At 71.1% G+C, this 25744-nt stretch carries 14 protein-coding genes; 12 read left to right on the top strand and 2 right to left on the bottom strand.

The window, feature by feature from the left end:
* Positions 1-355 precede the first annotated feature (355 nt).
* Genes B7P34_RS03130 through drmB form a run of 4 tightly spaced genes read left to right on the top strand, consistent with a single transcriptional unit; the run spans position 356 to position 12151 of the window.
* A complete protein-coding gene (locus B7P34_RS03130) occupies positions 356-5116 on the top strand; it encodes a DEAD/DEAH box helicase (RefSeq protein WP_106674201.1) in 4761 nt (1586 codons plus the stop codon).
* Complete coding sequence (locus tag B7P34_RS03125; RefSeq protein WP_106674200.1) at positions 5113-7029, top strand: UvrD-helicase domain-containing protein; 1917 nt, start codon at positions 5113-5115, stop codon at positions 7027-7029. Before B7P34_RS03130 ends, B7P34_RS03125 begins: the two co-directional genes overlap by 4 nt.
* Entirely contained in the window at positions 7026-10289 is a 3264-nt protein-coding gene (locus B7P34_RS03120) for a helicase-related protein (RefSeq protein WP_106674199.1), read from the top strand. The genes B7P34_RS03125 and B7P34_RS03120 overlap by 4 nt, the downstream gene beginning before the upstream one ends.
* Positions 10286-12151 (top strand): DUF1998 domain-containing protein, encoded by a 1866-nt coding sequence (gene drmB, locus B7P34_RS03115; protein WP_106674198.1) that lies wholly within the window; start codon positions 10286-10288, stop codon positions 12149-12151. The genes B7P34_RS03120 and drmB overlap by 4 nt, the downstream gene beginning before the upstream one ends.
* Before the next feature lie 98 nt (positions 12152-12249).
* Here the strand turns inward: drmB and B7P34_RS03110 are convergent, their stop codons facing one another.
* Complete coding sequence (locus B7P34_RS03110; RefSeq protein WP_223267443.1) at positions 12250-13287, bottom strand: PP2C family protein-serine/threonine phosphatase; 1038 nt, start codon at positions 13285-13287, stop codon at positions 12250-12252.
* 455 nt (positions 13288-13742) lie between these two features.
* On the opposite strand from B7P34_RS03110, the gene B7P34_RS03105 reads away from it, so the two are divergent.
* The 4 genes from B7P34_RS03105 (at position 13743) to B7P34_RS03090 (ending at position 20010) form a co-directional block, all read left to right on the top strand.
* Positions 13743-14213 carry a pyridoxamine 5'-phosphate oxidase family protein gene (locus B7P34_RS03105; protein ID WP_223267442.1) on the top strand — a complete coding sequence of 157 codons (471 nt, stop codon included), beginning with the start codon at positions 13743-13745 and terminating at the stop codon, positions 14211-14213.
* A gap of 61 nt (positions 14214-14274) precedes the next feature.
* Positions 14275-17463: an amino acid adenylation domain-containing protein gene (locus tag B7P34_RS03100; protein WP_106674195.1), complete on the top strand. Its 3189-nt coding sequence runs from the start codon at positions 14275-14277 to the stop codon at positions 17461-17463.
* 1 nt (position 17464) lies between these two features.
* The gene (locus B7P34_RS03095) at positions 17465-18724 is read left to right on the top strand and encodes a cytochrome P450 family protein (RefSeq protein ID WP_223267441.1); all 1260 of its coding nucleotides are present in this window, start codon (positions 17465-17467) and stop codon (positions 18722-18724) included.
* Positions 18725-18798: 74 nt separating this feature from the next.
* On the top strand, positions 18799-20010 hold the full coding sequence (locus B7P34_RS03090) for a cytochrome P450 (RefSeq protein ID WP_106674194.1): 1212 nt from the start codon (positions 18799-18801) through the stop codon (positions 20008-20010).
* A 55-nt stretch (positions 20011-20065) separates the two neighbouring features.
* Here B7P34_RS03090 and B7P34_RS03085 read toward each other — a convergent pair whose 3' ends face one another.
* On the bottom strand, positions 20066-20737 hold the full coding sequence (locus B7P34_RS03085) for a hypothetical protein (protein ID WP_223267440.1): 672 nt from the start codon (positions 20735-20737) through the stop codon (positions 20066-20068).
* A gap of 228 nt (positions 20738-20965) precedes the next feature.
* Here B7P34_RS03085 and B7P34_RS03080 point away from each other — a divergent pair, with 228 nt between their 5' ends.
* The 4 genes from B7P34_RS03080 (at position 20966) to B7P34_RS03060 (ending at position 25534) form a co-directional block, all read left to right on the top strand.
* On the top strand, positions 20966-23008 hold the full coding sequence (locus B7P34_RS03080; protein WP_106674192.1) for an NADPH-dependent 2,4-dienoyl-CoA reductase: 2043 nt from the start codon (positions 20966-20968) through the stop codon (positions 23006-23008).
* A 40-nt stretch (positions 23009-23048) separates the two neighbouring features.
* Complete coding sequence (locus B7P34_RS03075; protein WP_106674191.1) at positions 23049-23591, top strand: PadR family transcriptional regulator; 543 nt, start codon at positions 23049-23051, stop codon at positions 23589-23591.
* Positions 23592-23780: 189 nt separating this feature from the next.
* Positions 23781-24152 carry an aspartate 1-decarboxylase gene (gene panD / locus B7P34_RS03065; protein ID WP_106674189.1) on the top strand — a complete coding sequence of 124 codons (372 nt, stop codon included), beginning with the start codon at positions 23781-23783 and terminating at the stop codon, positions 24150-24152.
* 197 nt (positions 24153-24349) lie between these two features.
* Positions 24350-25534: a L,D-transpeptidase family protein gene (locus tag B7P34_RS03060; RefSeq protein ID WP_106674188.1), complete on the top strand. Its 1185-nt coding sequence runs from the start codon at positions 24350-24352 to the stop codon at positions 25532-25534.
* Positions 25535-25744 lie beyond the last annotated feature (210 nt).

Below are 25744 nucleotides of genomic sequence, written 5' to 3'. Positions count from 1 at the left end.
ATCTGCACGCACCGCCTCGCACATCGGAGGAAGCCCCTTCTTCGCCCGCGCACCGGAACCCTTCCGCTAATCCTGTGGGCCCGGTTTCCTCCCCGCACCACCTCGCACCATTCCCTCGTGAACATCTCCACGAAAGCGAAAGCGCAGGTACCTCGGTGTCATCGAAGAAGTCCCCGCTCGACCGCATGCGTACCGTCGTAGCGCTGTACGACCGGCTTGCCGACGACCCTCGGACGCTGGAGGTCTACCTCCGCCTCATGGGCGGTATCGACCATGGCATGCAGGTCCCCTGTTGACAGCATCGGCTGCCGCTTCTTCGTCCGACCCGTCTCTTCGTCCTGAACTGGAACCATTAGTGACCCGCCCTCAGTCCCCTGTGATCCGCACCGTCGTCGAGCAATCCCTTCGCGTCCTGGAGACCTACCGTGTCGACCCGGGCCTGATCCCGGAGCACGCCAACGGCGAGCGCCGCATCACCCAGGGCGGCTACGGCGATCGTCAGCTCTTCGAGCTGGTCCAGAACGCCGCCGACGAGATCCGCGACGAGCCCGACGGGCGGATTCACGTGGTGCTCACCGACACTCACTTGTACTGCGCCAACCAGGGGAATCCGGTGACCCCCGAGGGCGCGGAGACCATCCTGCGCATGAGCATGTCCCGCAAGCGGGGCGGGCAGATCGGCCGGTTCGGCGTGGGCGTCAAGTCGGTCCTGGTGGTGACCGACACCCCCGAATTCTTCAGCAGCACCGGCAGCTTCGGCTTCGACCGGGCTTGGTCGTACGAACGGATCCGCAGTGTGGACGGCGTACGCGAGCAGTTGGGAGACGACTTCGAGGCCCCTGTGCTGCGCATGGCCCGCGAGCTGGACATGACGGCCGAGCGTCTTCGGGACCAGGTGCTGGACGAGCTGGCGGAGTGGGCCACCACGGTGGTCCGCCTGCCGCTGCTGCCCGGTGCGGCCGACCGGCTGGGCAAGGACATGCACGGCCACCAGGGTGCGGCCGGCCACGAGACCCGCGACGAGTTCCCGTCCGGCTTCCATCTGTTCTCCCCGCACGTGGGCCAGGTGGTCCTGGAGGACCGTCGACCCCGCCCGATCGCGCGTCGGACACTCCGCGCCGAGCGGGTCGGCACCTTGTGCACGATCCACGAAGAGCGCACCGGCAAGGTTCCGACCGACTCCCGATGGCAGGTCTTCACCCACACCCATGAGCCCACCGAGGCGGCGCGTCGCGATGCGGGAGAGCTGCACGACCGCCTGACCATCGACCTCGCCTGGGCCGTTCCCGCCTACAAGCACGACGAGAACGGCTTGCTCACCCCTGCGGGTCAGCGTCGTCGCGGACAGTTCTGGGCGTACTTCCCCAGCAAGTACGAGATGTCGCTCACCGGGATTCTCAACGGCGCCTGGAAGACCAACGAGGACAGGCAGAACCTGCTGGACGCCTCACCCTTCAATGTGGAGATGATCCGGGTCGCGGCCCGTCTGGTGGTGGACTCCCTGCCCGAACTGGCACCCGCGGAGGACCCCGCCGCGTACCTCCCGCTCCTGCCCGGCCGTTCCCGGGAGGCCATCAGCTGGGCCGACCGGTATTTGCTGGAGCAGATCTGGGACACGGCGGCCCTGCGGCCGTCGCTGCCCGACCAGGACGGCGTGTTGCGGAACCCTCGCGAGTTGCGCATCCACCCGGACCTGTCGAAGGACTTGGCCGCGACCCACCGATGGCTGCGCGCTTGGCACGCCTACCCCGGCCGCCCCAAGGAGTGGCTGCACCCGTCGGTGGAGGCCACGGCCCTGCGCGCCGGCAAGGTCGGTCACATTCTGGAACGGACCAAGCAGCAGCGGGCGGATGTCCGCGAATGGCTGGAGGCGCTGGTCTCCGACGGCACGGCGGAGGCTTCGGAGACCGCGATCCGGATCGTCGCCGACATGATCGAGTCGGGTGCCGGCTGCGCCGGCGAGGCTCGCAAGGCCAGGATCGTGCTCACCGAGGAGCACGGCATGGTCGCCCCGGTACCGGGCAAGGTCTTCCGACGCACCGACGAGGACGGCCTGCGGGAGTCGTTGGTCTACGTGGACCGGGCCCTGTCCGACAACCCGTCGCTGTCCTCTGCCCTGACAGCGCTCGGTATTCGGGAGGCCGACGTCCGTGGGCGCTTCGTGAGCGTGCTCGACGAGGGCCTCGATTCCTACGGCCCGCGCGAGTGGACCCGGTTCTGGGAGCTGTTCCACCAGGCGGGCGCTTCCGTGGTGGGACATGAGGTGATCAAGCGTGTGGCCGCGCCGATGGACACGCTCATGGTGCGTACGGCGGACGAGCAGTTCCGAGCCCTGCGGGACTGCATGCTGCCCGGTGCCGTCGTCACTGCGCAGAGGGATGCCGGGGTCGCGGTGGACATGCGGTTCCACTCGGACGACGCGGGCTTCTTCCGCGAACTGGGCCTGCGGGACCGTCCGACCGCCGGTCGCCGGCCGGAGGGCGAGCCTTGGTTCGAGGAGTACCGCGAGGCCATGCTCGCGCTGTACTGCAGCACGCTCGACGACCGGGCGAGCCGACCGACCTTGGCCCGTACCAGGGTCGAGGGGGCGGCCGTCGGCGGGCCCCTGCACCTCCTTCCCCGGCTCTCCGAAGAAGCTCGCGCCGCGTTCCTGCGGGTGCTCCCCGAGGAAGGGCTGATCGAGAACTGGACGCTCCAGATCGGGGCGCAGGTCTCCACCCGCCGAGCGGTGCCGTCCCCGATCCGCTGGATGCTCTCCCGGCACGGCCGGGTCGAGACTTCTCAGGGCGTCAAGACGCTCAAGGAGGCCGTGGGGCCGCAGCTCGCGGCCTACCGTGACGTTCTCCCGGTGGCTGAGGAGGTCGGCGTGGAGAAGGCCCGCAAGCTGAGGCTCGCGGGCAGCGTGGAGAACGTCCGCCCCGAACAGTGGGAGCAACTGCTGAAGAAGCTCCAGGGCAGCGAGGACGACGTCTTCGTCGGCTCCACCTACGCCCTGCTGACCCGATTGGAGATCGACTTTCCCGAGGACTCCCTGACCCGCTGTCGGATCGGCGACGCCTGGGACACCCGGGAGGACGGCGAGATCGCGGTCGCCGCGAACCCGGAGGAGTACCGTTCGCTGCGGGCCGAGCGGGTGCCGGCGCTGCTGATGCCGGACCGGGAGTCCGCCGATCTCATGGTCGAGCAATGGGGCATGCTGCGCCACGACGATGTCGTCAGCCGCGAGACCCGGCACGAGTCGAACGTGGAGGCGGTCCCGCTGTCCGAGGAGTTCCCGACGCTGCGTCAGAAGATGGGTTCCTCCGTCAACACGTACTCCTTGCTGCGCTGCTCCACGCTGGAAGAGGTCGTCCGTACCCCGCACGGCGCGCGGGCGAAGTCCCTGGAGAGCGCCCGCCAGGGCAATGTGATCAAGGTCCTGGACTCGGCGGACCGGCTCGGGACGCTCCGGGCCGTGGACCGCGAGCTGGGCCTGCGCATGGGCGAGGCCGGGTGCCGCGCGGTGTTGGACGCCCAGACCCGCCAGGAGCAGGACGAGAAGGTGCGGTCCGCGCTGAAGGCGATCCGCGAGGCCGAGGACGTGACGGCCAAACTGGAGCTGCTGATCGGCGCGGAGGCCCTGCGCGGCCGGTTGCCCGCCGGACTGATGGAGACCGAGCGCCAGGAGCTGGGCGGGCAGGAGCCCACCGGGCGTCGGGTCGCGCAGATGGCGTTCAACGCGCACGGCGACACCGTTCTCAAGACCCATGCCCGCGACATCCAGGAGCGTTTTCCGAGCGCTCCACCGTCCTACACCGGTGGCTCGGCGGCGGTCTCCTTCGTCGCGGATCTCGGTCTACCCGCTCCCTTCGCAGGCTACCGAGCCCCGAGTCTCGAACAGAGCCTGACGGTGGACGGCCCCCGTGACTTTCCACGCCTGCACGACTACCAGGAACGACTCGCCCTGAACATCTTCGAGATGTTGGACCGACTGACTCCGCAGCGCGCCATGCTGTCGCTGCCCACCGGCGCCGGCAAGACGCGCGTCACAGCCGAAGCCGTCATCCGGTGGGTGAAGCAGGCCGGTGACCTCAAGGGCCCGATCCTGTGGATCGCCCAGACCGAGGAGCTGTGTGAACAGGCCGTCCAGAGTTGGAGGTTCGTGTGGGAAAAGGCCGGTGCACAGGTTCGCCTGACGATCAACCGGCTGTGGAGCTCGAACGAGGCGGCCCCCGTCCTCGACGGGCCGCAGCTCGTCGTGGCCACCGACGCCAAGCTCAAGAAGTGCCTGGACACGGAGAGGTACGAATGGCTGCGGGGCGCGGCGTTGGTCGTGGTGGATGAGGCACACGTGGCCACCAGCCGTCTCTACACCGAGCTCCTGGGGCTCCTCGGCCTCACCCAGCACCGGACCGACCGGCACCTGCTGGGCCTCACCGCCACTCCGTTCCGCGGCCACAATGAGGAAGAGACCCGCCGCCTGGTCAGCCGTTTCGGCGCGCGCCGGCTGGACGAGGGCGTCTTCCCGTCCGACGACGCCTACGGGTACCTCCAGGAGCTCGGGGTCCTGGCGCAGGTCCGGCACCGGGAGCTGACCGGCGGCACCATCGAGCTGTCCCGCGAGGAGCGGGAGAGCGCCACGCAGTTCAGCCTGCTGTCCAAAGCTGCCGAGCAGCGTCTGGCCGACGATCATGACCGCAGTCGTCGCATCGTCTCGGAGATCGCGGCGATGCCCGAGGACTGGCCGGTGCTGGTGTTCGCCACCTCGGTGGAGCACGCCAAGTACCTGGCGGCCCGGCTGAAGGACCACGGGATCTCCGCCTCCTCGGTGGACTCCACCACGTCCGACAGCGACCGGCGTGCCCGTGTCGACGATTTTCGTGACGGCAAGGTGCGGGTGCTCACCAACTACGGCGTCCTCACCCAAGGCTTCGACGCCCCCGCGACCCGCGCGGTCGTCGTCGCCCGGCCCGTCTACAGCCCGAACGTGTACCAGCAGATGATCGGACGCGGTCTGCGCGGTCCCCGCAACGGCGGCAAGGAGACCTGCCTGATCCTCAACGTCCGCGACACCATCCGGAACTTCGACACCGCCCTGGCCTTCACCAAGTTCGAGCACCTGTGGAGCAAGAAGTGACCTTCTCCTCCGCGGACGACCGCGTCCTCACAGCGGAGCAGCAGGCCGTCGTGGACCAGCCCTGGGACACTCGCCTGTTGGTCACCGCCGGGGCGGGCGCGGGCAAGACCCACACGTTGGTGCGTCGCATGGACGCGCTCGTGGGACACGTCGACCCCGACGAAGCCTTGGAAGCCTCCGAGCTGCTGGTCCTCAGCTTCTCCCGCGCCGCTGTGCGCGAGCTGCGGGACCGCATCGCCCGGCACGGCGAGCACGCCCGGCGGGTGCGCGTGCAGACCTTCGACTCCTGGGCGCACTCCGTGCTGGTGCAGGTACACCCGGACGGCGAGTGGTCCGCGCTCACCTTCGACGAGCGCATCCGGGCAGCCACCGAAGCGATCGAGAAGGGCGCGCTGGAGTCCTTGGAGGCCGGGCCGCCGGCGCACGTGATCGTCGACGAGGTGCAGGACCTGGTGGGCGTGCGCCGGGAGATGGTGGAGTCGCTGCTCGACCAACTGCAGGACTCCTGCGGGTTCACCCTGGTCGGCGACTCCGCCCAGGCGATCTACGACTTCCAGATCAAGGACCCGGAGGAGTACGCCGACCGGACGGACCTCTTCCTCCGCTGGGTGCGCGCCTCCTACTCCGACGACCTGGTGGAGTTGCGGCTGACGCGGAACTTCCGTGCCCGCACCCCCGAGGCGCGCGCCGCGCTCCCTCTTGGACAGGCCGTACAGGGCATCGGCAGCGCCCCTGAGGGAGCGGACGCGGCGGCCGAACGGCTCCACGGGGAGCTTCGCGAGCTGCTGCTCGACCAGCCCGACATGGGTTCGCTCACCGACCCGTTCACCCTGGACTCGCTGCGGTCCTTCCCCGGCACCTGCGCGATCCTGGCCCGCGACAACCGGCAAGCCCTGCTGGTTTCGGAGCTGCTGCACACCCAGGGCGTACCGCACGCCCTGCGACGCTCGCTCCAGGACCGGCCCGTGCCGTCCTGGGTCGCCGAGCTGCTGCGTCGCACCGAAGCCGCCGTGCTCACCGAACAGCGGCTGCGCGAACTCCTCGGGGGGATGCCGATCTCCGACGGCATCGACCCGGACCGGGTGTGGCGAGCCCTGCGGGCGGCGGCGCGCGGCACCGGTCGGGGCACGCTCGATGTCGCGCGGCTGCGCGGACTGGTGGCGGAGCGCCGCTTCCCGGACGAGCTGGCCGACCCGGAACCGGCCCCGCTCATCGTGTCCACGGTGCACCGCTCCAAGGGCCTGGAGTTCGATCGGGTGGTGCTGCTCACCCCGCCCACCGTGACCGAGCTGCGTCGTCGTGACGACGAACTCGACGTGCCCGCCGAGGCGCGTGCCCTCTACGTGGCGATGACCAGGGCCCGGGAGGATCTGTATCGCGTCGCCGCGCCGGACACGGTGACCGTTCTCAAGCACAAGCCGACCGGGCGCTGGTACCGGGGAGTCCCGAACCCTCGCCACAAGTGGCGGCGCGACGGCGTCGAGGTGCGAGCGGGCGACGTCTGCAACCAGGAACCGGCCGGCGCCCTCGACGACGCATCCGGTGTTCAGTCGTACCTGCTGGAGCGGGTGCGGCCGGGGGACACGGTGACGTTCCGGCTGCGCGACACCCTCCCCATGGGTCCCGAACAGAGCCCTCGATACGCGGTGCTGCACGAGGGGAGGGAGATCGGCGACGCCTCCGAGGGTTTCAGGAGCGACTTGTACGCCCTCCTGAAGGTCGGTACGACCTGGGAGGTCCAATGGCCCGGAGAGATCTCCGGCTTGCGGATCGACTGCCTGGAGTCGGTCGCGGGCAGTACCGCCGCCGGGGTCAACGCGGGCCTGGGCGAGCGCGGGGTGTGGATCGCCCCGCGCATCAGCGGAATCGGACGGTTCCGGCGGTCCGCCGGGGCGGGGGAGGAGCAGGAATGACCATCCACGCAGGGCGGCACGCCGCGCACTACGAGGTCCGTGAGGACCTGGTGGCCCGACTCCGCCGCGAGCTTCTGGGCCCCGACGCCGACGCCTGCGCCGAGGACCGTGCCGAGGTGCTCGACCAGGACGCCCCGATCACCCGCTACGCCATGGGCGTGCTCTTCCCGCGCCCGGCGGACGCCGAGACCGGCCTTCGCCTTCAGGAGGACGCCGCCGAGGAAGAGGGCCTCGACGAGGAGCCGGTGACCGGAGCGGACGGTCTCGACGAATCCGCGCCGGCGGGCGAGCGTCCCAACGCCGGCGACAGGCGCCCCTCCTCCGTCGGTCTGACCTTCGCCGTCGACCTCGCCGCGTGCCGGCGGATCGTGGTATCCTCGCGCGCCGCCGTGTACGAGCCGGAGGACGCCGAGGGCCGCAAGGTCTCGGCCCGCCGCAGCGAGGCCCGCACGACCTCCGAACAACGAGAACGTTGGCGTCGGGTGGAGCTGGACCTGCCCGACACCACGGTCGACGTGACGTACCCGGGGCGCGGTGCCTCACGCGACCTGGTCGACGGCACGGTCCGGCTGGAGGTGCACGTGCGCCGCCCGTCGGCGGAGACCGGCACGGTCACCGTCACGGTGACCCTGGTCAACGTACGGAAGGTGGGGGAGCGGGAGCTCCAGGACGCCTTCGCCCTGTTTCAGGCCGGGCTGACAGTCCGCGCCGCCGACGGGGCGAGTGCCTTCGTGGAGCGCCCCGCCGCCCTGTCCGCCGTGGATCCGGAGCTGGAGACCGGCCGACTGCTGCACCGACACGCTCCCACCTTCGCTACTGGTCATGGATGCGCAGCCGTGTGGGATTGGGCCCCGCCTCCGGTCGGTCTCACTGATGTGGAGCGCGCCGGCGTGGCAGAGGTGCGCACCGAGTTCATACCCACGTTCGAGGTGTTGCTCACCGACTCCAACCCGGAGATCGACGATCGCGCCCTCACCATGCTCGGTCTCGCCGAGGCCCCGGACGCCGAGGTGATCGCCGCCCTGGAAGGGCTGGCCGCGGGCTATGAGCAGTGGATCGGACGGAAGCTCGCCGAAGCCGCTGCACTCGCCGGCACCTCGTACGAAGGGCCCGCGTCGATCCAGGTCAAGGCTTGCGAAGAGGCCCTGGGGCGGATCCGGAAGGGCATCGAGCTGCTGCGTGACAAGCCCGACCTGATGTGGGCGTTCCGCCTGGCCAACCGGGCGATGGCAACCCAGAGGGCCCGCAGCGCCTGGGTCAAGGACGGTCGGAGGGGGGAACCGGAACCTGCCTCCGCGCGCTGGCGTCCGTTCCAGATCGCCTTCGTGCTGTTGTGCCTGGCCGGGGTGGACGACCCGCACCACCCCGACCGAGGCGTGTCGGACCTGCTGTGGTTTCCCACCGGCGGCGGCAAGACCGAGGCCTATCTGGGGCTGATCGCGTTGACCACCTTCCTGCGCCGGAGACGGCTCGGCGCTGCGGGCGGCGGTGTCACCGTCCTGATGCGCTACACGCTGCGCCTGCTCACCCTCCAGCAGTTCGAGCGTGCCGCGATCCTGATCTGCGCCATGGAGCAGATGCGCCGCCGGAACCCCGCCGAGCTGGGGCACGAGGAGATTTCCCTCGGCATGTGGGTGGGTCGTTCCGCCACCCCGAACACTTTGGAGGTCGCCTCTCGGCAGCTCGGCGCCGCCCGCTCGGGGAAGGTCCTCCAGAGGGAGAACCCGGTCCAGCTGCACGCCTGCCCGTGGTGCGGTACCGCCCTCGACGCCCACCACTACTCGGTCGACGAGGAGGCCGTCCGGATGGACGTGCGCTGTCCCGGCACGGGCTGCGCGTTCTCCGGCGGGCTGCCGGTGCACCTGATCGACGAGACCGTGTACCGGGCACGGCCCACCCTGGTGATCGCTACCGTCGACAAGTTCGCCTCGATGCCGTGGCGCGCGCAGATCGCCGCCCTCTTCAACCGGGACCGTCAGGACTCCACCCCGCCCCCGGAGCTGATCGTGCAGGATGAGCTGCACCTGATCTCCGGACCGCTGGGCACCTTGACAGGTCTGTACGAGACGGCCGTCGACGTGCTCGCCGACCGTCCCAAGGTGATCGCCTCGACCGCGACCATCCGCCGTGCCGCCGACCAGGGCAGGGCTCTGTTCGCCCGTGAGGTGCGTCAGTTCCCGCCCGCCGGTCTGGACGCCCGCGACTCCTGGTTCGCCGTGGAGACCCCGGCCGGTGAGAAGGCGTCCCGCCGCTACGTGGGCCTGCTCGCCCCCGGCACCAGTCAGTCCACTCTGTTGATCCGCACCTACGCCACCCTGCTCCACCAGGCGATGCGGGCCGAAACCGCTCACGAGGTGCGCGACGCGTACTGGACACTGGTCGGCTACTTCAACAGCCTGCGCCTGTTGTCCGCCGCCGAACTCCAGGTCCATGACGACGTCGTGGCCTACCTGGAACACCTGGCGGACCGCGACGGCTGCGAGCCCCGTTCCGTCGACAACTACTCCGAGCTGACCAGCCGGGTCGACGCCAGTGACATTCCGGCCCGCCTCAAGCAGATCGAGCGGCGGCTGCCGGGCGGTGACGTGGTGGACGTCCTCCTGGCCACGAACATGATCGCCGTCGGCGTGGACGTGGACCGGCTCGGCCTGATGGCCGTCATGGGCCAACCGCAGACCACCGCGGAGTACATCCAGGCCACCAGCCGCGTCGGCCGTGCTCACCCCGGCCTGGTGGCGGTGATGCTCAACGCGGGCCGCTCCCGGGACCGCTCCCACTACGAGAACTTCCAGCACTTCCACTCCGCCCTCTACCGAGAGGTCGAGTCCACCTCGGTGACCCCCTTCTCGGCTCGTGCCCGTGACCGCGGCCTTCACGCGGTGATCGTCGCCCTGGCCCGCATCCTGATCCCCGCCGCGCGCGCCGACGAGGCCGCGGGCGACATCGACCTCTTCCGGGACGAGCTGAGGGAGAAGATCCGCCCTCTGATCCTCGAACGGGTCGAGAGGGTCTCCCCGGAGGAGACCGCAGCCAAGGAGGTCTCCCACGTGGCCGCGGCCTTCGACGAATTCGTCGACTGGTGGTACGAGGAGGCCGAGGCGCAAGGTGGGCTGCACTACGAGCCGAAGCGCGGACGCCGTGCCCCCTCGCTGCTCAAGCCCTACAACGACGCCCTGGAGGACGCCGAGGCGTGGGAGACCCTGTGGTCCCTCCGCGACGTCGACGCCGAGTCAGCCCTGTTCATGGAGGCATCCCGATGACCCCGCCCCCTCCCCGCCGTAGGCGCGGGACCCACGGCTCCGCCGCACCGACCCGGACCCTGCCCCGCCGTGGCGCGGTCCGCCGCGCCCAGGCCGTCACCACGTACGGCGTGGGGGCGCTGATCGCCGTGGAGCAGGAGTCGTTCATCGTCTCCGGCATCGACGACGCCGAGCGGCAGTGGCCCCACGACGAAGCCCCGGTGATCCACGAGCCGCGTCTCGCCCGGGTGCTGGGCGTGAGCCGATTCCGCCTCCCGCCCGCCTCAGGCGACGACAGCCGCGACGGCATCCGGGTGCGCCGCTTCCCGTTGTGGCACCACTGCCCCGAGTGCCACGCGCTGGATCACGTGCGGAAGTTCAACTCACCGCCCGGACGCAACGAGTGCGCCGAGTGCGCGGAGGCCCTGGTGCCCTCCCGTTTCGTGGTGGCCTGCGAGGACGGGCACATCGCCGACTTCCCGTACTGGAAGTGGCTGCACCGGGGTCGACGCGGGGACGGCGAGGCCGGTTTCTGCGGCGGTCGGATGAGCCTGCGCTCTTCGGGCCGCACCTCCTCGCTCCGTTCGGTCGTGCTCTCGTGCTCCTGCGGAGTGCCCGAGGTGTCCATGGAAGGCTCTTTCCGGCGCGGCGCCCTCAAGGACCTGAACATTCGCTGCGAGGGCAAGCGCCCGTGGTTGAAGGACGCTCCCGACCTCATCTGCTCACAGCCGCCCCGGACTCTCCAGCGCGGTTCCTCCTCGGTGTGGCAGCCGGTGCTCCGCTCGGCTCTGTCCATCCCGCCGTGGAGCGACACCAAGGTGCACGCCCTGGACAAGCACTGGGACAAGCTCCGCTCTTGTTCCTCCCTTGCCGAGATCCGGATTCATCTGCAGTACATCTTCGAAGGGGTGCCCTCCCCGATAAGCCCCGAGCAGGTCATGGAGCTGCTCAGTGCCATGGAGGCCGAGGATTCCGACGGTGAGGACAGTGTCGAACTCGATCAGGAGCGGCGCTACCAGGCCCTGCGTGAACTGGAGTACGAGCGGCTGTGTGCCGGTAACCCGGAGGACTCCGGCTCTCACACCGAGCAGTTCGTCTGCGAGCCTCCGGCCGGCGATGCCGAGCCGCTGACGGGCCTCGGCCTGCTCACACCCATGCTTGTGAAGAAGCTCCGCGAGGTCCGTGCCCTCAAGGCCTTCACCCGGGTCATCGATCCCGAGAGCTCCTCCGAGGGCCATGAAGCGGATCTTTCCCTCGCCCCGACCGACTGGCTGCCCGCCATGGAGGTCCACGGCGAAGGAGTCTTCCTCCGGCTGGACGAGGAGAGGGTCGACACCTGGGCCGAATTGCCTGCCGTCGCCGCCCGCGTGGAGCTCATGCGCCATCGGCACCAGCGGGTTCTCGCCGAGCGGGCATCCGACCCCGGCCGAGTCCCGGCCTCTCCTGCCACCCCGCGCATGGTTCTGCTGCACACCCTCGCCCACGTGATGATCAATGAGTGGAGCCTGGACTCCGGCTATCCGGCGGCTTCGCTGCGCGAGCGGATCTACTCGAGTGACGAGATGGCGGGCGTGCTCATCTACACGGCCACCAGCGACTCGGCCGGTAGCCTCGGCGGTCTGGTCGCGCAGGGTGAAACCGACCGTCTCGCACAGGCCGTGGGATCGGCCGTCCACCGAGCCGAGTGGTGCTCCGCCGACCCGCTCTGCGTCGAGACCGAGACCTCCGGTGCGGGCGGCACCAACATGGCCGCCTGCCACGCCTGTGTGATGCTCCCGGAGACCAGCTGCGAACACAACAACGGCCTGCTCGACCGGGCCCTCCTTGTCGGTACCCCGGAGGACGCGTCGATCGGTTTCTTCTCCCACCTGCTCGCTCCGTGAGCACCGGGTGGTGACGCCGGGGCGGGGGGAAAGGCGAGCAGCGCTCTCCCCCGCCCCGGCGTCGTTCATCCTGTTTCCTGCGCAGGTCAGAGGGACGGTTATCCGCTGGGTGGGTCTCTGCGGAAGCGCACCGCCAGTGCCGCGATGTCGTCGTCGAGGCCTCCGCCGCTGTGGGTGAGCAGGTCGCGGTGGAGGCCGTCGAGGAGTTCGCGGGGGCGTTCCGGGGTCTGGTTGCGCATCCAGTCCGTCAGGGGGAAGAAGTCGCCGTTGCGGTCGCGGGCCTCGGTGACGCCGTCGGTGTAGAGGAGCAGCTGGTCCTCGGGGGCGAAGGCGAAGGTGTCGGTGCTGTAGCAATCGCCGATCAGCCCCGCGAGGTTGAGCAGCGGGGCGGGGTCGGTGGGGCTCAGGACGCGGAGGCCCTCGCGGTTGAGGAGGAGCGGTGGGGGGTGCCCGCAGTTGAGGATCCTGATGCTGCTGCCGTCCTCGTGCGGGATCTCGACGAGGACCGCGGTGGAGAAGCGTTCCGCCAGGTCGTCCGGGGGGAACGCGGCGTTGTAGCGGGTGCTGCTGGCCTCCAGGCGGCGGGCGATGCCGGCCAGGTCGGGTTCGTCGTAGGCCGCCTCGCGGAAGGAGTTGACCACCGCCGCGGCCGTGCCCACGGCGGGCAGGCCCTTGCCGCGTACGTCGCCGATGAGCAGCCGGACCCCGTGCGGCGTGTCGGCCACCTCGTAGAAGTCGCCGCCGATGCGGGCCTCCGCCGCGGCCGCCAGGTACAGCGACTCGATCTCGATGGCGCCGAAGCGGCGCGGCATCGGGCTCAGGACGACCTGCTGCGCCGCGTCGGCGACCAGCCTGACCTGGAAGAGGGACTGCTCGCGCTGGAGGCGGACGTGGCTTCCGTACGCGGCGGCCACGGTGACCGCCACGATGCCGGCCACCGTGTACCACGCTCCCAGGCCCGGGAACACGAGGCTGAGGCCGATCATGAGCAGAAAGCAGACAGTTCCCAGCAGCACCGTGGGGAGCACGGGCCACATGGCGGCGGCGAGGGCGGGGGCCGCGGGCAGGATGCGGCTGAAGGCCATGTCCGGGGGAGTGGCGTACGCCAGGCTGGCGATGACCACGGTCAGGATCACCGGTGACAGCTGAACTGGGGACCACCGGCCCTGGGGGCGACGGGGTCGCGGCTGTCCGGGCTTGACCATGATGCGTATCTTATCCGGGCAATCAGGATATATAGGTTTTTTCGGTTGCGAACGGGTTCCCTCCGGCTCGATTTCGTTCATGGCCGGTTTGCGGCCTGCCGTGCGCCCTGTTGTGGGTGAGATACAGGTATCCGCGCGTAGACGGGCTGCGGAGGTGTGCGTTCCTGTGTGGCCGTCCGGCGGTTCGTGGGGAGGTCTGTTCGATTACAGGCCGACGTGCGGACCTCTGGTCACATCTGCCGCGTCCGTCACGTCGACGGGTTGGCTATGCCTTCTTTAATCGCATATAGCGTGTAAAACCTGCCAAATGGGTGACATTTTCTGATCACCGGCTCAGACATCCGGCCTTGATCCACCGACACTGGGAGTCCTTCATGGTGCCTGCGATGCCCGGAGAAGAACGCGAACGTTTCCTTGCCGACCTCCACGTCGGCGTGCTCGGCGTCGCCGACGGTGACGGCGACGACCGCGCCCCGCTGCTCGTGCCCGTCTGGTATCGCTACGAGCCCGGCGGCGACGTCGTCGTGCAGACCGGCCGGGAGACCGTCAAGGCGCGGCTGCTGCGCGCGGCGGGGCGGTTCAGCCTCTGCGTCCAGGACGAGAACCCGCCCTACCGCTACGTGAGCGTGGAGGGCCCGGTCACAGAGGTCAACGACCCCGTGGACCCGGGCGAGCGCGACGCCATCGCCCACCGCTACCTCGACCCCGAAGAGGCCCGCGCCTACCTGAAGTCCACCGACGGCCAGCTCGCCGACGACATCACCTTCCGGATGCGCCCGCAGCGCTGGCGCACCGCCAACTTCGCCGCCTTCGCCGCCGAGTTCTCCGAGGCCGACCGGATCGACCGGGACGGGTGAGAGCCGTGCCGCCCCGCACGACCGCAGCCCCCGAACCCTTACCGGAAGCGAGCCCGTACTCATGGCAGACCTGCACGTCCCGGCGCACCACGCTCCCCTTACCCCGCACGGCTACCCCCGGGAGCGCGGCCTGGCCGAACTGTTCACGGCACAGGCGGCACAGCGGCCGCACGACCTTGCCGCCCGGCACCACGACCGCACCCTGACCTACGGTCAGCTCGCCGCCCGGTCCGACGCCTTCGCCGCCCGCCTGCTCGCACACGGCATCGAGCCCGGCTCGCCGGTGGGCGTCTGCGGCAGCCGCTCCCTGGAGGCGCTCGTCGCCTTCCTCGGCATCCTCAAGGCCGGCTGCGCCTACGTGCCGCTCGACGAGGAGCTCCCGCCGGCCCGGCTGCGGGCCATGGCCGAGGACGCCGGACTGCGGGCCGCCGCCGTCCTCCCCGGCAGCGGGCGCCGCATACGCGGGCTGCTGAACCGGATCGAGGTCGACGCCGTGGGCGCGGAGACGGCCTCCATGAGTGCTCCCGACGCCGTGGGTGCGGAAGCAGCCTTCACGAGCGCTCCCGACTCCGTAGGCACGGAAACCGCCTCCACGAGCGCCCCCGCCGCAGCCCCCGTCGCCACGACCGGCACCACGACCGCCACCGCGACCGACTGTGCCTACGTCATGTTCACCTCCGGCTCCACCGGCCGGCCCAAGCCCGTGGCGATACCGCACCGCGGCGTGGTCCGCCTGGTCCTCTCCGAGCCCGAACTGCCGCCGCCCGCCCCCGGCGACGGCGTCCTGCACGCCTACGGGCTCTCCTCCGACGCCTCCACCATCGAGATCTGGGGCGCGCTCCTCACCGGCGCCTGCCTCGTCCTCGCCGACCGAGAGGAACTGCTGTCCCCCGCGGCGCTGGAGGAGGTCTTCCACGCCCACGGCGTCACCGTGGCCTACCTGACCACCAGCGTCTTCCACCTCGTCGCGCGGAACAGGCCCACCGCCCTCAAGCGGCTCCGCTTCGTCTCGGCCGGCGGCGAGGCCATGGACCCCGCGCTCGCCCGCGCCGTCCTGGAGGCCTGCCCCGACACCACGGTCGTCAACTTCTACGGCCCCACCGAGAACTCCGTGGTCTCCACGGCCCACGTCCTCCGCAGCCTGCCCGCCGACGCGACCAGCGTCCCCATAGGCCGCCCCTTCGGCGCCTCCACCTGCCACGTCCTGCGCCCCGACGGCTCCGCCGCGGCGCCGGGCGAGGAGGGCGAGCTGTACGTCGGCGGGGACGGCCTGGCCCTCGGCTACCCGGGGGACCCGGAGCTGACCGCCGCACGGTTCGTCCGCGTGCCCGCCGCCGAGCCCCACGGCCTGCTCTACCGCACGGGCGACCGGGCCGCGTGGACCGCCGACGGCACCCTGGAGTACCGCGGCCGGCTGGACCGCCAGGTGAAGCTGCGCGGCCACCGCATCGAACTCGACGAGGTCGAGGCCCGGCTGCGCACCCACCCCGAGGTCGGCGAGGCCGCCGTCGAGATCGAGGCGGGCACCCTGACCGCCTACGTGACCCCGGCGGAGCCCGGCCGGGCCCTGCCGCTCCCCGCGTTACGCGCGTACTGCGCGCAGTGGCTGCCCGCCCAGGCCGTCCCCGCGCTCGTGCCCAGGGAGTCCTTCCCCGTGACCAGCGGCGGCAAGATCGACCGCAGCCGGCTGGCGGCGGACGCGTCCCCCGCGGCCACCGGAACCCCTGACGGCATCAAGCGGCCCACCGACCCCGGCGTCGCCGGCCTGCTCGACGCGCTCGCCGAGGTGTGGCAGCTCGTGCTGCGCGTCCGCCCCGCCCCCGAGGACGACTTCTTCGCCCTCGGCGGCGACTCCCTCCTGGCCGCCGAGGCCGTCACCCGCACCCTCGCCGTCCTCCAGCTCGACGCGGGACTCGGCTCCACCCTGGTCCGGGCCCTGCTCAAGGCGCCCACGCTGACGGGGTTCGCCGAAGCCGTGCGCGAGGCGCGCGACGGGGCCCGGAACCCGGCCTCGTCCGACGCCGTCGACTTCCGCCGCGAGACCGAGCTCGGCTTCGTCCTCCCGCCCGCCGAAGGCCCCGCACCCCGCCCCGGCCGGCCCGAGCACGTGCTGCTCACCGGCGCCACCGGCTTCGTCGGCGCCTTCCTCCTCGACCGGCTGCTGCGCGCCACCACCGCCCTCGTCCACTGCCCCGTCCGGGCGTCGAGCCCCGCGCACGCCGAGCGGCGCGTGAAGGCCGGCCTCCTGCGCTACGGCCTCCGCCCCGACGCCGCGGCCTGGCAGCGCGTACGGTGCTTCCCCGCCGACCTGGCCGCCCCCGGCCTCGGGCTGGCGCCCGGACACGCCGCCGAGCTGTCGCGCTCCCTGGACCTGATCATCCACAACGCCGCGCGCGTCAACTTCCTCTACCCGTACGAGGCCCTGCGCCCCGCCAACGTCGACGGCACCCGCGAGATCGTCCGGCTCGCCGGCCCCCGCCGCGTCCCCGTCCACTTCCTGTCGACCGTCGCCGTCGTCGCCGGCTTCGGCACGGCCGGCGTGCGCACGGTCGACGAGGACCTGCCGCTCGACCACGCCGACGGGCTCACCATGGGCTACGCGGAGAGCAAGTGGGTGGCCGAAGGAGTGCTGCGCAGCGCGGCGGAACAGGGCCTGCCGACGGCCGTGTACCGGCCGTACGAGGTCACCGGCGACCGGGAACACGGCGCCTGCAACACCGAGACGGCCATCTGCTCGCTGTTCAAGACCATCGCCGAGACGGGCCTCGCGCCCGACATCGACCTCCCGATGGACTTCGTGCCCGTCGACCACCTCGCCGAGGCCGTGGTCCACATCGCCACGCGGCGCCCGGCCACGGGGCGGGTCCACCACGTCACCAACCCCCGCCCGGCCACGCTGGCCGACGTCCTCGACCGCATGCGGGCGGCCGGCTTCGAGCTGCGGACGCTGCCGTACGGGCAGTGGGTCGGCGAACTCGTCCGGCACGTCGCCCGCAACCCCACCAGCCCCACGGCCCCGTTCGTCTCCCTGTGCGTGGACCGGAGCAACAAGGCCGACATCTCCGTGAAGGAGATGTACCTCAACGGCGTCTTCCCCGCCTTGGGGCGGCGCAACGCCGAGGAGGCGCTGGCCGGCAGCGGACTGGAGTGCCCGCCCGTCGACGCCGCCCTCCTCGACCGCTACCTGGAGTACTTCTTCACCTCCGGCTACATCGCCCGGCCCGCACGCGCGGCCGCCGAGGAGGCGTGACATGACAGCCATGGACGAGACGGGCACCACCGCGGGCCCCGCGCCGGACGCGAACGGCACCCTCATGCCCGTCCCCGCCTTCGACCCCGCCGACCCCGGCCCGCCCTGCGCCTACGCGCGCCTGCGCACCGAGCAGCCCGTCGTCAAGGCGCTCATGCCCAACGGCGAGACGGGCTGGCTCATCAGTCGCCACGAGGACGTGCGCGCCGCCTTCGCCGACCCCCGGCTCACCCGGCCCCTGCTCTCCGCCTGGCCGCCCCGCGAGGACGCCGACGCCCCGCCGCCGTGCCTGCCCACCTTCCTGGAGATGACCGGCGAGCACCACACCCGCGTCCGCCGCGCCGTCTCCCCGCTCTTCACCCGCCGCCGGCTGGAGTTCATGGCCCCGCGGATCCGGGCCATGGCGGAGGAGCTGATCGACACCATGGTGCGCAGCTCCGGCGACCGGACGGGCGACCTCGTCGCGGCCTTCACCGAGCCCCTGCCGCTGCGGGTCCTGTGCGAGACCGTCGGCCTGCCGCACGAGGACCGCGACCTCTACCTGCCGCACACCCTCACCCTGCTCAGCGCCGCCGGCCTGCCGATGGAGGAGATCCTCGCGGCGCTCTACGCCCTCCAGGACTACGCGTCCGGCCTGATCGACCGCAAGGAGAAGGAGGGGCCGGAAGACGGAGGCGACTACGTGAGCCTCCTCCTCGCCGAGAGCCGCCGCGAGGGCGGCGACCTGACCCGCGACGACGTCGTCAGCTTCGTCGTCACCATGCTCATGGCGGGCTACAAGACCAACATCCAGCACACCGCGAACGCCCTGCTGGCGCTGCTCACCCACCCTGATCAGATGCGGCGGCTGCGCGACGAACCCGAGGGCATCGACACCGCGGTGGAGGAACTGCTGCGGCACGTCCCGCTGATGAACGCCATCAACGTCCTCGTCGCCCTGGAGGACTTCACGCTGCACGGGCAGCGGATCCGCGCCGGCGACGCGGTCCTCCCGGTGATCGCCTCCGCCAACCGCGACCCGGACGCCTTCCCCGACCCCGACCGGCTCGACCTGACCCGCTCGCCCAACGCGCACACCGCCTTCGGCTACGGGCCCCACTACTGCACCGGGGCCCACCTCACCCGGCTCCAGCTGTCCGTCGCCCTGCGGGTGCTGCTGGAGAAGCTGCCGGACCTGGAGCTCGCCGAGCCGGCGGAGTCCCTGCCCTGGGACGAGTCCACGCCGCTGCGCGCCCCGGCCCGGCTGCCGGTCCGCTGGTGACCGCCGCCGATCCGCCGGCGACCCCCGCCCCGTCCGCTTCCGCCCCGTCCGCTCCCCGAAAGGTTCCGCGCACCGTGTCCGCACCCGAACAGGCCCTGCCCCACTACCCCTTCAGCGACCGGGGTGACCGGCTCGCCCCCGAACTCCACGACCTGCAGAGCCGGTGCCCCGTGGCCAAGGTCCGGACGAACGCGGGCGGCGAGGCCTGGCTGGTCACCGGCTACGAGCTCGCCCAGCAGGTGCTGCGGGAGCGCAAGTTCGCCCGGTCGGTGCTGGGTGTCCCCGGCGGCCCGACCCAGGACGCCCCGATCCTCGCGCCCGAGCTGCTGGACGCCATGAACCACCTGCAGCGCGCCGGGCTGCGCGACGAGGTCCTCAAGGCGCTCGGCCGCAACCAGCCCGACCTGCCCGCCGACTGGGTCACGGACATCACCGTCCAGGGCCTGGACGCCATGGTCCGCGAGGGCGCCCCCGGCGACCTCCAGCACCACTTCGCCGAATGGGTCGCCGCGCAGTGCATGTGCCGCCTGCTGGGCCTGCCCTTCGAGGACCGCGACTGGCTGGCGGCCCGCGCCGACCTCGACCTGACCATGAAGACGGCCACCGACGAGGAGCTCGCCCGCAACTGGGAGGAGCTCCGCGTCTACATGCAGGAGTACACCGCCGCCCGCCCGGCCGGGCCCCGCGGCCTCCTGGACCGCCTCGCGGACCTCAACGACCGCGACGAGCTCGACGGCCGGCAGCAGGCGCTCGACGAGAAGCAGTTCTCCAACATCGCGGCCATGCTCTGGGTCACCAGCTACGAGGACTTCGCGAGCTTCCTGGGCGTCGCGGTCCTCAACCTCCTCCGCCGCCCCGAGCTCATGGACGCCCTGCGCGCCCGGCCCGAGCTCATGCCCCGGTGCGTCGAGGAGCTGCTGCGCTGCAGCGTCGTCCTGGGCAACGCCATCCCGCGCTTCGTCACGCAGGACGACAAGCTCGGCACGGCGGCGATCAAGGAAGGAGACCTGATCCTGCTCTCCCTCGACGCCGTCAACTTCGACCCCGAGGCCTTCGAGGACCCCGAGGCCTTCGACATCACCCGCTCGCCCAACCCGCACCTGCGCTTCGGTTACGGGCGGCATCACTGCCCGGGCGCGCACCTGGTCCGCCGCCAGTCCGAGACGGCGTTCCTGGCCCTGCTCGGCCACCTGCCGGGCCTGCGCCTGGCGGTGCCCGCGGACGAGGTTCCGTGGGTGCCCAACCGCATGGCCATCATGCCCGCGGGGATGCCCGTCACCTGGTGATCCGAGGCGCCCCGTACGGCGGCGGAACGCTCCCGCCGCCGTACGGGGTCACGGGTCAGCGCTTGACGACGAACGCCCGGCCCGACTTGCTGCCGGCGGAGCAGGACGCCTTCTCCTCCGCGGTCATCTTGCGGGACTTGACGACCACCGCGTTGCTCTTGCCGTCCGTGCCGTTGGGGGCCGGGCCCGTGATGGTGTCCGGCACGTACCAGTAGTAGTGGCCCCACTTCGGGCTGTCGTAGTGGGTCTGCCACGTGCCCGAGACGGTCTGCATCACCTGGGCGCGGGAGATCCAGCCGACCTCGCCCGGCTTCACCGTCATGTTCAGCGAGCTGTTCTCCTCATGGTTGCTCGACCAGGTGTGGCCGTAGCTCGCGGTGACGCTGACGTCCACGATGCCCGCGATCTTGCCGCCGGCCGTGACGGAGACGCCGACGGAGTCCGACGACCCCACCGAGTCGGACCAGCCCATCGACTGCGTGGCGTCCGAGCTGCTGCAGTTGTAGAGCGAGTTGGACACCTGGCGGAACTCGCCGAGGAACGCCTTGCCGAGCACGGGGTCGTTGAAGCTGCACTTCCCCTCGCCGGACGAGCAGTCGGCTATGAGCTGCTTGCGCGTGGGCTGGTCGTCGGCGGCGGCCGGGGCGGCCATGGCGGCCATCAGCCCGAGGGCGGCCGCCGAAAGGGCCGCCAGTCTGGCTCCGTTGCGCAGTGCCTGCTTGTTCAACGTGATCTCCTGCCTCTCAACTCACGTGAGGGAACCACGGGTTCCATGCAGCGGAACCTGTGATTCCGGGGGGTGATCTTGAGGCTCGTGCATGGATTGGGTCAACAACACCAAGGGTTGGCAAAGTTGTAGTTGATCTCGGAACGGTGCAGGACCTTATGCAACTGGTTGCAAAATGGTGGAGGGTGCTCTAGAACAGGAGGGACGACACCGTAAGGAAGGCCCCGGATGAGCCCGTCCACCCCCGCCACCAGCCCGTATCCCCACCTCATGAGCCCCCTCGACCTCGGGTTCACCACCCTCCCCAACCGCGTGATCATGGGATCGATGCACGTCGGGCTGGAGGAGGCCGAGCACGGCTTTGCGCGGATGGCAGCCTTCTACGCCGCCCGGGCCCGCGGCGGCGCCGGGCTGATCGTCACCGGCGGCATCGCGCCCAACGAGCGCGGGCGCCCCTGGGCGGGCGGCGCCAAGCTGACCACCGCGGCCGAGGCCGAGGAGCACCGGGCCGTGACCGCGGCCGTCCACCGCGAGGGCGGCCGGATCGCCCTGCAGATCCTCCACTTCGGCCGCTACGCCCACCACGCCGAGCTTGTCGCCCCCAGCGCGATCCAGGCCCCCATCAGCCCGTACGTCCCGCACGCCCTCACCGGCGACGAGGTCGAGGAGACCATCGAGGACTTCGTGCGGACCGCGGAGCTCGCCCGGGACGCCGGGTACGACGGCGTCGAGATCATGGGCTCCGAGGGCTATCTGATCAACGAGTTCATCGCGGCCGCGACCAACCGGCGCACCGACCGCTGGGGCGGCCCGTACGAGAACCGGATCCGCTTCCCCCTGGAGATCGTCCGCCGCACCCGCGAGCGCCTCGGCCCGGACTTCATCCTGATCTACCGGCTCTCGATGCTCGACCTCGTGCCCGGAGGCTCCTCCCTGGCCGAAGTGATCACCCTCGCCAAGGAGATCGAGGCCGCCGGCGCCACGATCATCAACACCGGCATCGGCTGGCACGAGGCCCGGATCCCGACCATCGCCACGTCCGTGCCGCGCGGCGCGTACGCCTGGGTGACGAAGAAGCTCATGGGCTCCGTCTCCATCCCCTTGGTCACCACCAACCGCATCAACACCCCCGAACTCGCCGAGCGGCTCCTCGCCGAGGGCCACGCCGACCTGGTGTCCCTGGCTCGGCCCTTCCTCGCCGACCCCGACTTCGTCGCCAAGGCGGGCGCCGGCCGGGCGGACGAGATCAACACCTGCATCGGCTGCAACCAGGCCTGCCTCGACCACACCTTCAGCGGCAGGATCACGTCCTGCCTGGTTAACCCGCGCGCCTGCCACGAGACCGAGCTCGTCCTCGCCCCCACCCGCCGCCGCAAGCGCATCGGCGTCGTCGGCGCGGGCCCCGCGGGCCTCGCCTTCGCGGTGTCCGCCGCCGAGCGCGGCCACACCGTCACGCTCTACGACGCGGCCCCCGAGATCGGCGGACAGCTCAACGTCGCCAAACGGATCCCGGGCAAGGAGGAGTTCGAGGAGACCCTGCGCTACTACCGCACGCAGCTCTCCCGCCACGGCGTCGACGTCCGCCTGTCCACCCCCGTCACCACCGCGGACCTCACCGCCGCCGCGTACGACGAGATCGTCCTCGCCACCGGCGTCACCCCCCGCACCCCCGACATCCCCGGCACCGGCCACCCCAGCGTGCTCGGCTACCTCGACGTCCTGCGCGACGGCGCCGAGGCCGGCGAGCGCGTGGCCGTCGTCGGCGCCGGCGGCATCGGCTTCGACGTCGCCGCCTACCTCACCGACAGCGGCGACGGCGCGAGCCTCGACCCGGAGACCTACTTCCGCCGCTGGGGCGTCGACACCGGCTACCGCGCGCCCGGCGGCCTCGGGGAGGCCGACCGGCCCGCGCCGCCCCGCACCGTGCACCTCCTCCAGCGCAAGGCCACCAAGGTCGGCGCCGGGCTCGGCAAGACCACCGGCTGGATCCACCGCACCGAGCTCAAGCACCGCGGCGTCACCATGACCGCCGGCGTCGCCTACGACCGCATCGACGACGAAGGCCTGCACGTCACCGTCGACGGCACGTCCACCGTCCTGCCCGTCGACACGGTCGTCCTCTGCACCGGCCAGGAGCCGCGCCGCGAGCTGTACGACGAGCTGCGCGCGGCCGGGCACAGCGTCCACGTCATCGGCGGCGCCGACGTCGCCGCCGAACTCGACGCCAAGCGGGCCGTACGCCAGGGAACGGAGCTCGCCGCGGAGATCTGAGCCGGGGACCGCGCCCGCACCCGCTTCGTAGGATGCGGGCATGTCCCTCCCGCACGCGATCCTCACCGCGCTCCTAGAGAAGCCCTCCTCCGGGCTGGAGCTCGCCCGCCGCTTCGACAAGTCGATCGGCTACTTCTGGTCCGCCACGCACCAGCAGATCTACCGGGAACTGGGCAAGCTCGAACAGGCCGGCCTCATCCGCGCCCTGCCCGCCGCCGCCCCGGCGCGCGGGCAGAAGAAGGAGTACGAGGTCCTGCCCGCCGGCCGGGCCGCGCTCACCGCGTGGGTCGCCGAGGCCGGCGACCCCCGGCCCGTCCGCGAACCCCTGCTGCTGCGCATGCGCGCCGCGGCCGTCGTGGGCACGGCCGGGCTGGCGGAGGAGCTGCGGCGCCACCTGGAGCTGCACCGGCGCCAGCTGGCCGAATACCGGGCGATCGAGGAGCGCGACTTCCCGCCGGAGCGCGACAGCGAGGAGGACCGGCTGCGCCACGCGGTGCTGCGCGGCGGCATCGGCCTGGAGACCTTCTGGACCGAGTGGCTCACCGAGACGCTCGCGGTGGTGGGGGAGCGGGAGGAGGACTAGGCGCCGGCGCCGGGCCGTCGGCGCCGGTGGTGCCGCTCGTCACCAGGGCCTGCTCCGCCGTGACGTCCGTCATGAAGACGAACGGCGGCGCGACCGGCGACCCGGCCGCGCGCGGGCCCCGTTGTAAGGTGCGGAGACAGCCCTTGACCTGCAGGAGCAGGCAGGGAGCCGACACCTCAGGAGTTCCTCATGTTCCGCACCATGCTCAAGTCCAAGATCCATCGCGCGACCGTCACCGGGGCCGACCTCAACTACATCGGCTCGCTGACCCTCGACCCCGTGCTGATGGAGCAGGCCGACCTGCTGCCCGGCGAGCAGGTCCACATCGTCGACGTCAACAACGGCTCCCGCCTGGAGACCTATGTCATCGAGGGCGAGCGCGGTTCGGGCGTGGTCTGCATCAACGGCGCCGCGGCCCGCCTCGTGGCTCCCGGCGACATCGTGATCATCATCGCCTACGCGTCGGTCACGGACGACGAGGCCCGCGCCCTCAAGCCGCGCGTCGTCTTCGTCGACGGCGAGAACAAGGCCGTCAGCGTCGGTGACGATCCGTCGGTCTGATCCTCCGCACCGATCCTTCGCGCCCGATCCGCCGCGCCCGGGGCCGCCGTTGTCCGTGAGGACGGCGAGGGCGCCCGGGCGTTCCGGTGCGCTCCGATGCACAAACGTTTCTTTTCTCGCTGCAACCGTACGAGCGTGTGGATCATCTGTACGAGCGTAGGAAGAAACGTACAGATAGCCAGAAAGGTCGTCTCACCGTGCACCTCGGACCGGGTCGTCGCTCCGCCCTGTGGGCATCCGCCGCTCTCGTGGGCTCGCTGGTGCTCAGCGCCTGTTCGGGAGGGTCGGGCGCGGCCAGTACCGACGCGGGAGCCGAGCCGAAGATCACCGTCACTCCGGGGGACGGCAAGGACGTGAAGTTCGGCTCCCCGATATCCGTCCGCGCCGAGGGCGGCCGGCTGACGGACGTCGAGGTCAAGGACGCCAAGGGCAACGAGGTTCCGGGCCGGATGGCCGAGGACGGCGCCACCTGGACCTCCGACGGCAAGGCCGGCCCGGAGACCACCTACACCGTGCGCTCCAAGGCCAAGGGCGGCAAGGAGGGCAAGGGCAAGGAGGCGTCCGCGAGCGCGACCTTCACCACGCAGGCGGCGGCGAGTGTCAACAAGCTCGCCAACACCCCCTCCAACGGGCAGACCGTGGGCACGGGCATGCCCGTCTCGATCCTCTTCGACCACGCCGTGGACAAGAGCAAGCGCGCCGAGATCGAGAAGTCCCTGACCGTCACCTCCGAGCCGAAGGTGGAGGGCGCCTGGGGCTGGGTGAAGGACTGGTCCGGCCAGGACCGCATCGACTGGCGGCCCAAGACGTACTGGCCCAGCGGCACCAAGGTCTCCGTCAAGGGCCTGCTGGCCGGCGTCGACTCCGGCGAGGGCGGCGTGTTCGCGCGCAACTACGACTTCGGCTTCACCATAGGCGCCGACCACAAGGCCGTCATCGACGTCCCCTCGCACACCCTCACCATGTTCGAGGACGGCAAGGCCGTCGGCACCATCAAGGGCTCCGCCGGCTCCCCGGTGGACCCGACCCGCGGCGGCATCCATACCGTCCGCAGCAAGAACGCCGACGAGGTCATGGACTCCTCCACCATCGGCCACGGCAACGAGTGGATGCTGGACGCGAAGTGGGTCACGCACCTCACCGCCTCCGGCACCTTCCTGCACTCCGCGCCGTGGAACAACTCCATCGGTGTGGAGAACAACAGCCACGGCTGCTTCGGCATGACCACTTCCGACGCGAAGCGGGCCTACGACTTCCTGCCCATCGGCTCCACCGTCGAGGTCAAGAACACCACCAGCACCAAGGTCACCGACCCCGGCAACGGCCTGGAGGTCTGGCAGGAGACGTGGGAGCAGTGGCAGAAGCGCAGCGCCCTCAAGTGACGGCAGGGACGAGCGCCCCGCAGTGACCACCCCGGGTGACGGCGCCGCTTTCCGGCCACCCGCGAAGCCGCTGCGGCACCCTCTCACCCTCGCGCCCCGCGAAGCCCGGCCCAGGGCTCGCGGGGCGCCTGGCGTGCGGACTAAGGCCCGTGGCCTATGCAGTGGGAGGTGAATGCGCCCGACGGCCCCAATGCAACCACGGAAGATATG

It is taken from the genome of Streptosporangium nondiastaticum (assembly GCF_003011965.1).
Taxonomy (GTDB): Bacteria; Actinomycetota; Actinomycetes; order Streptomycetales; family Streptomycetaceae; genus Streptomyces; species Streptomyces nondiastaticus.
The sequence above is the reverse complement of the archived record's forward strand: the minus strand, read 5'-3'. Positions and strand labels throughout refer to the sequence as shown.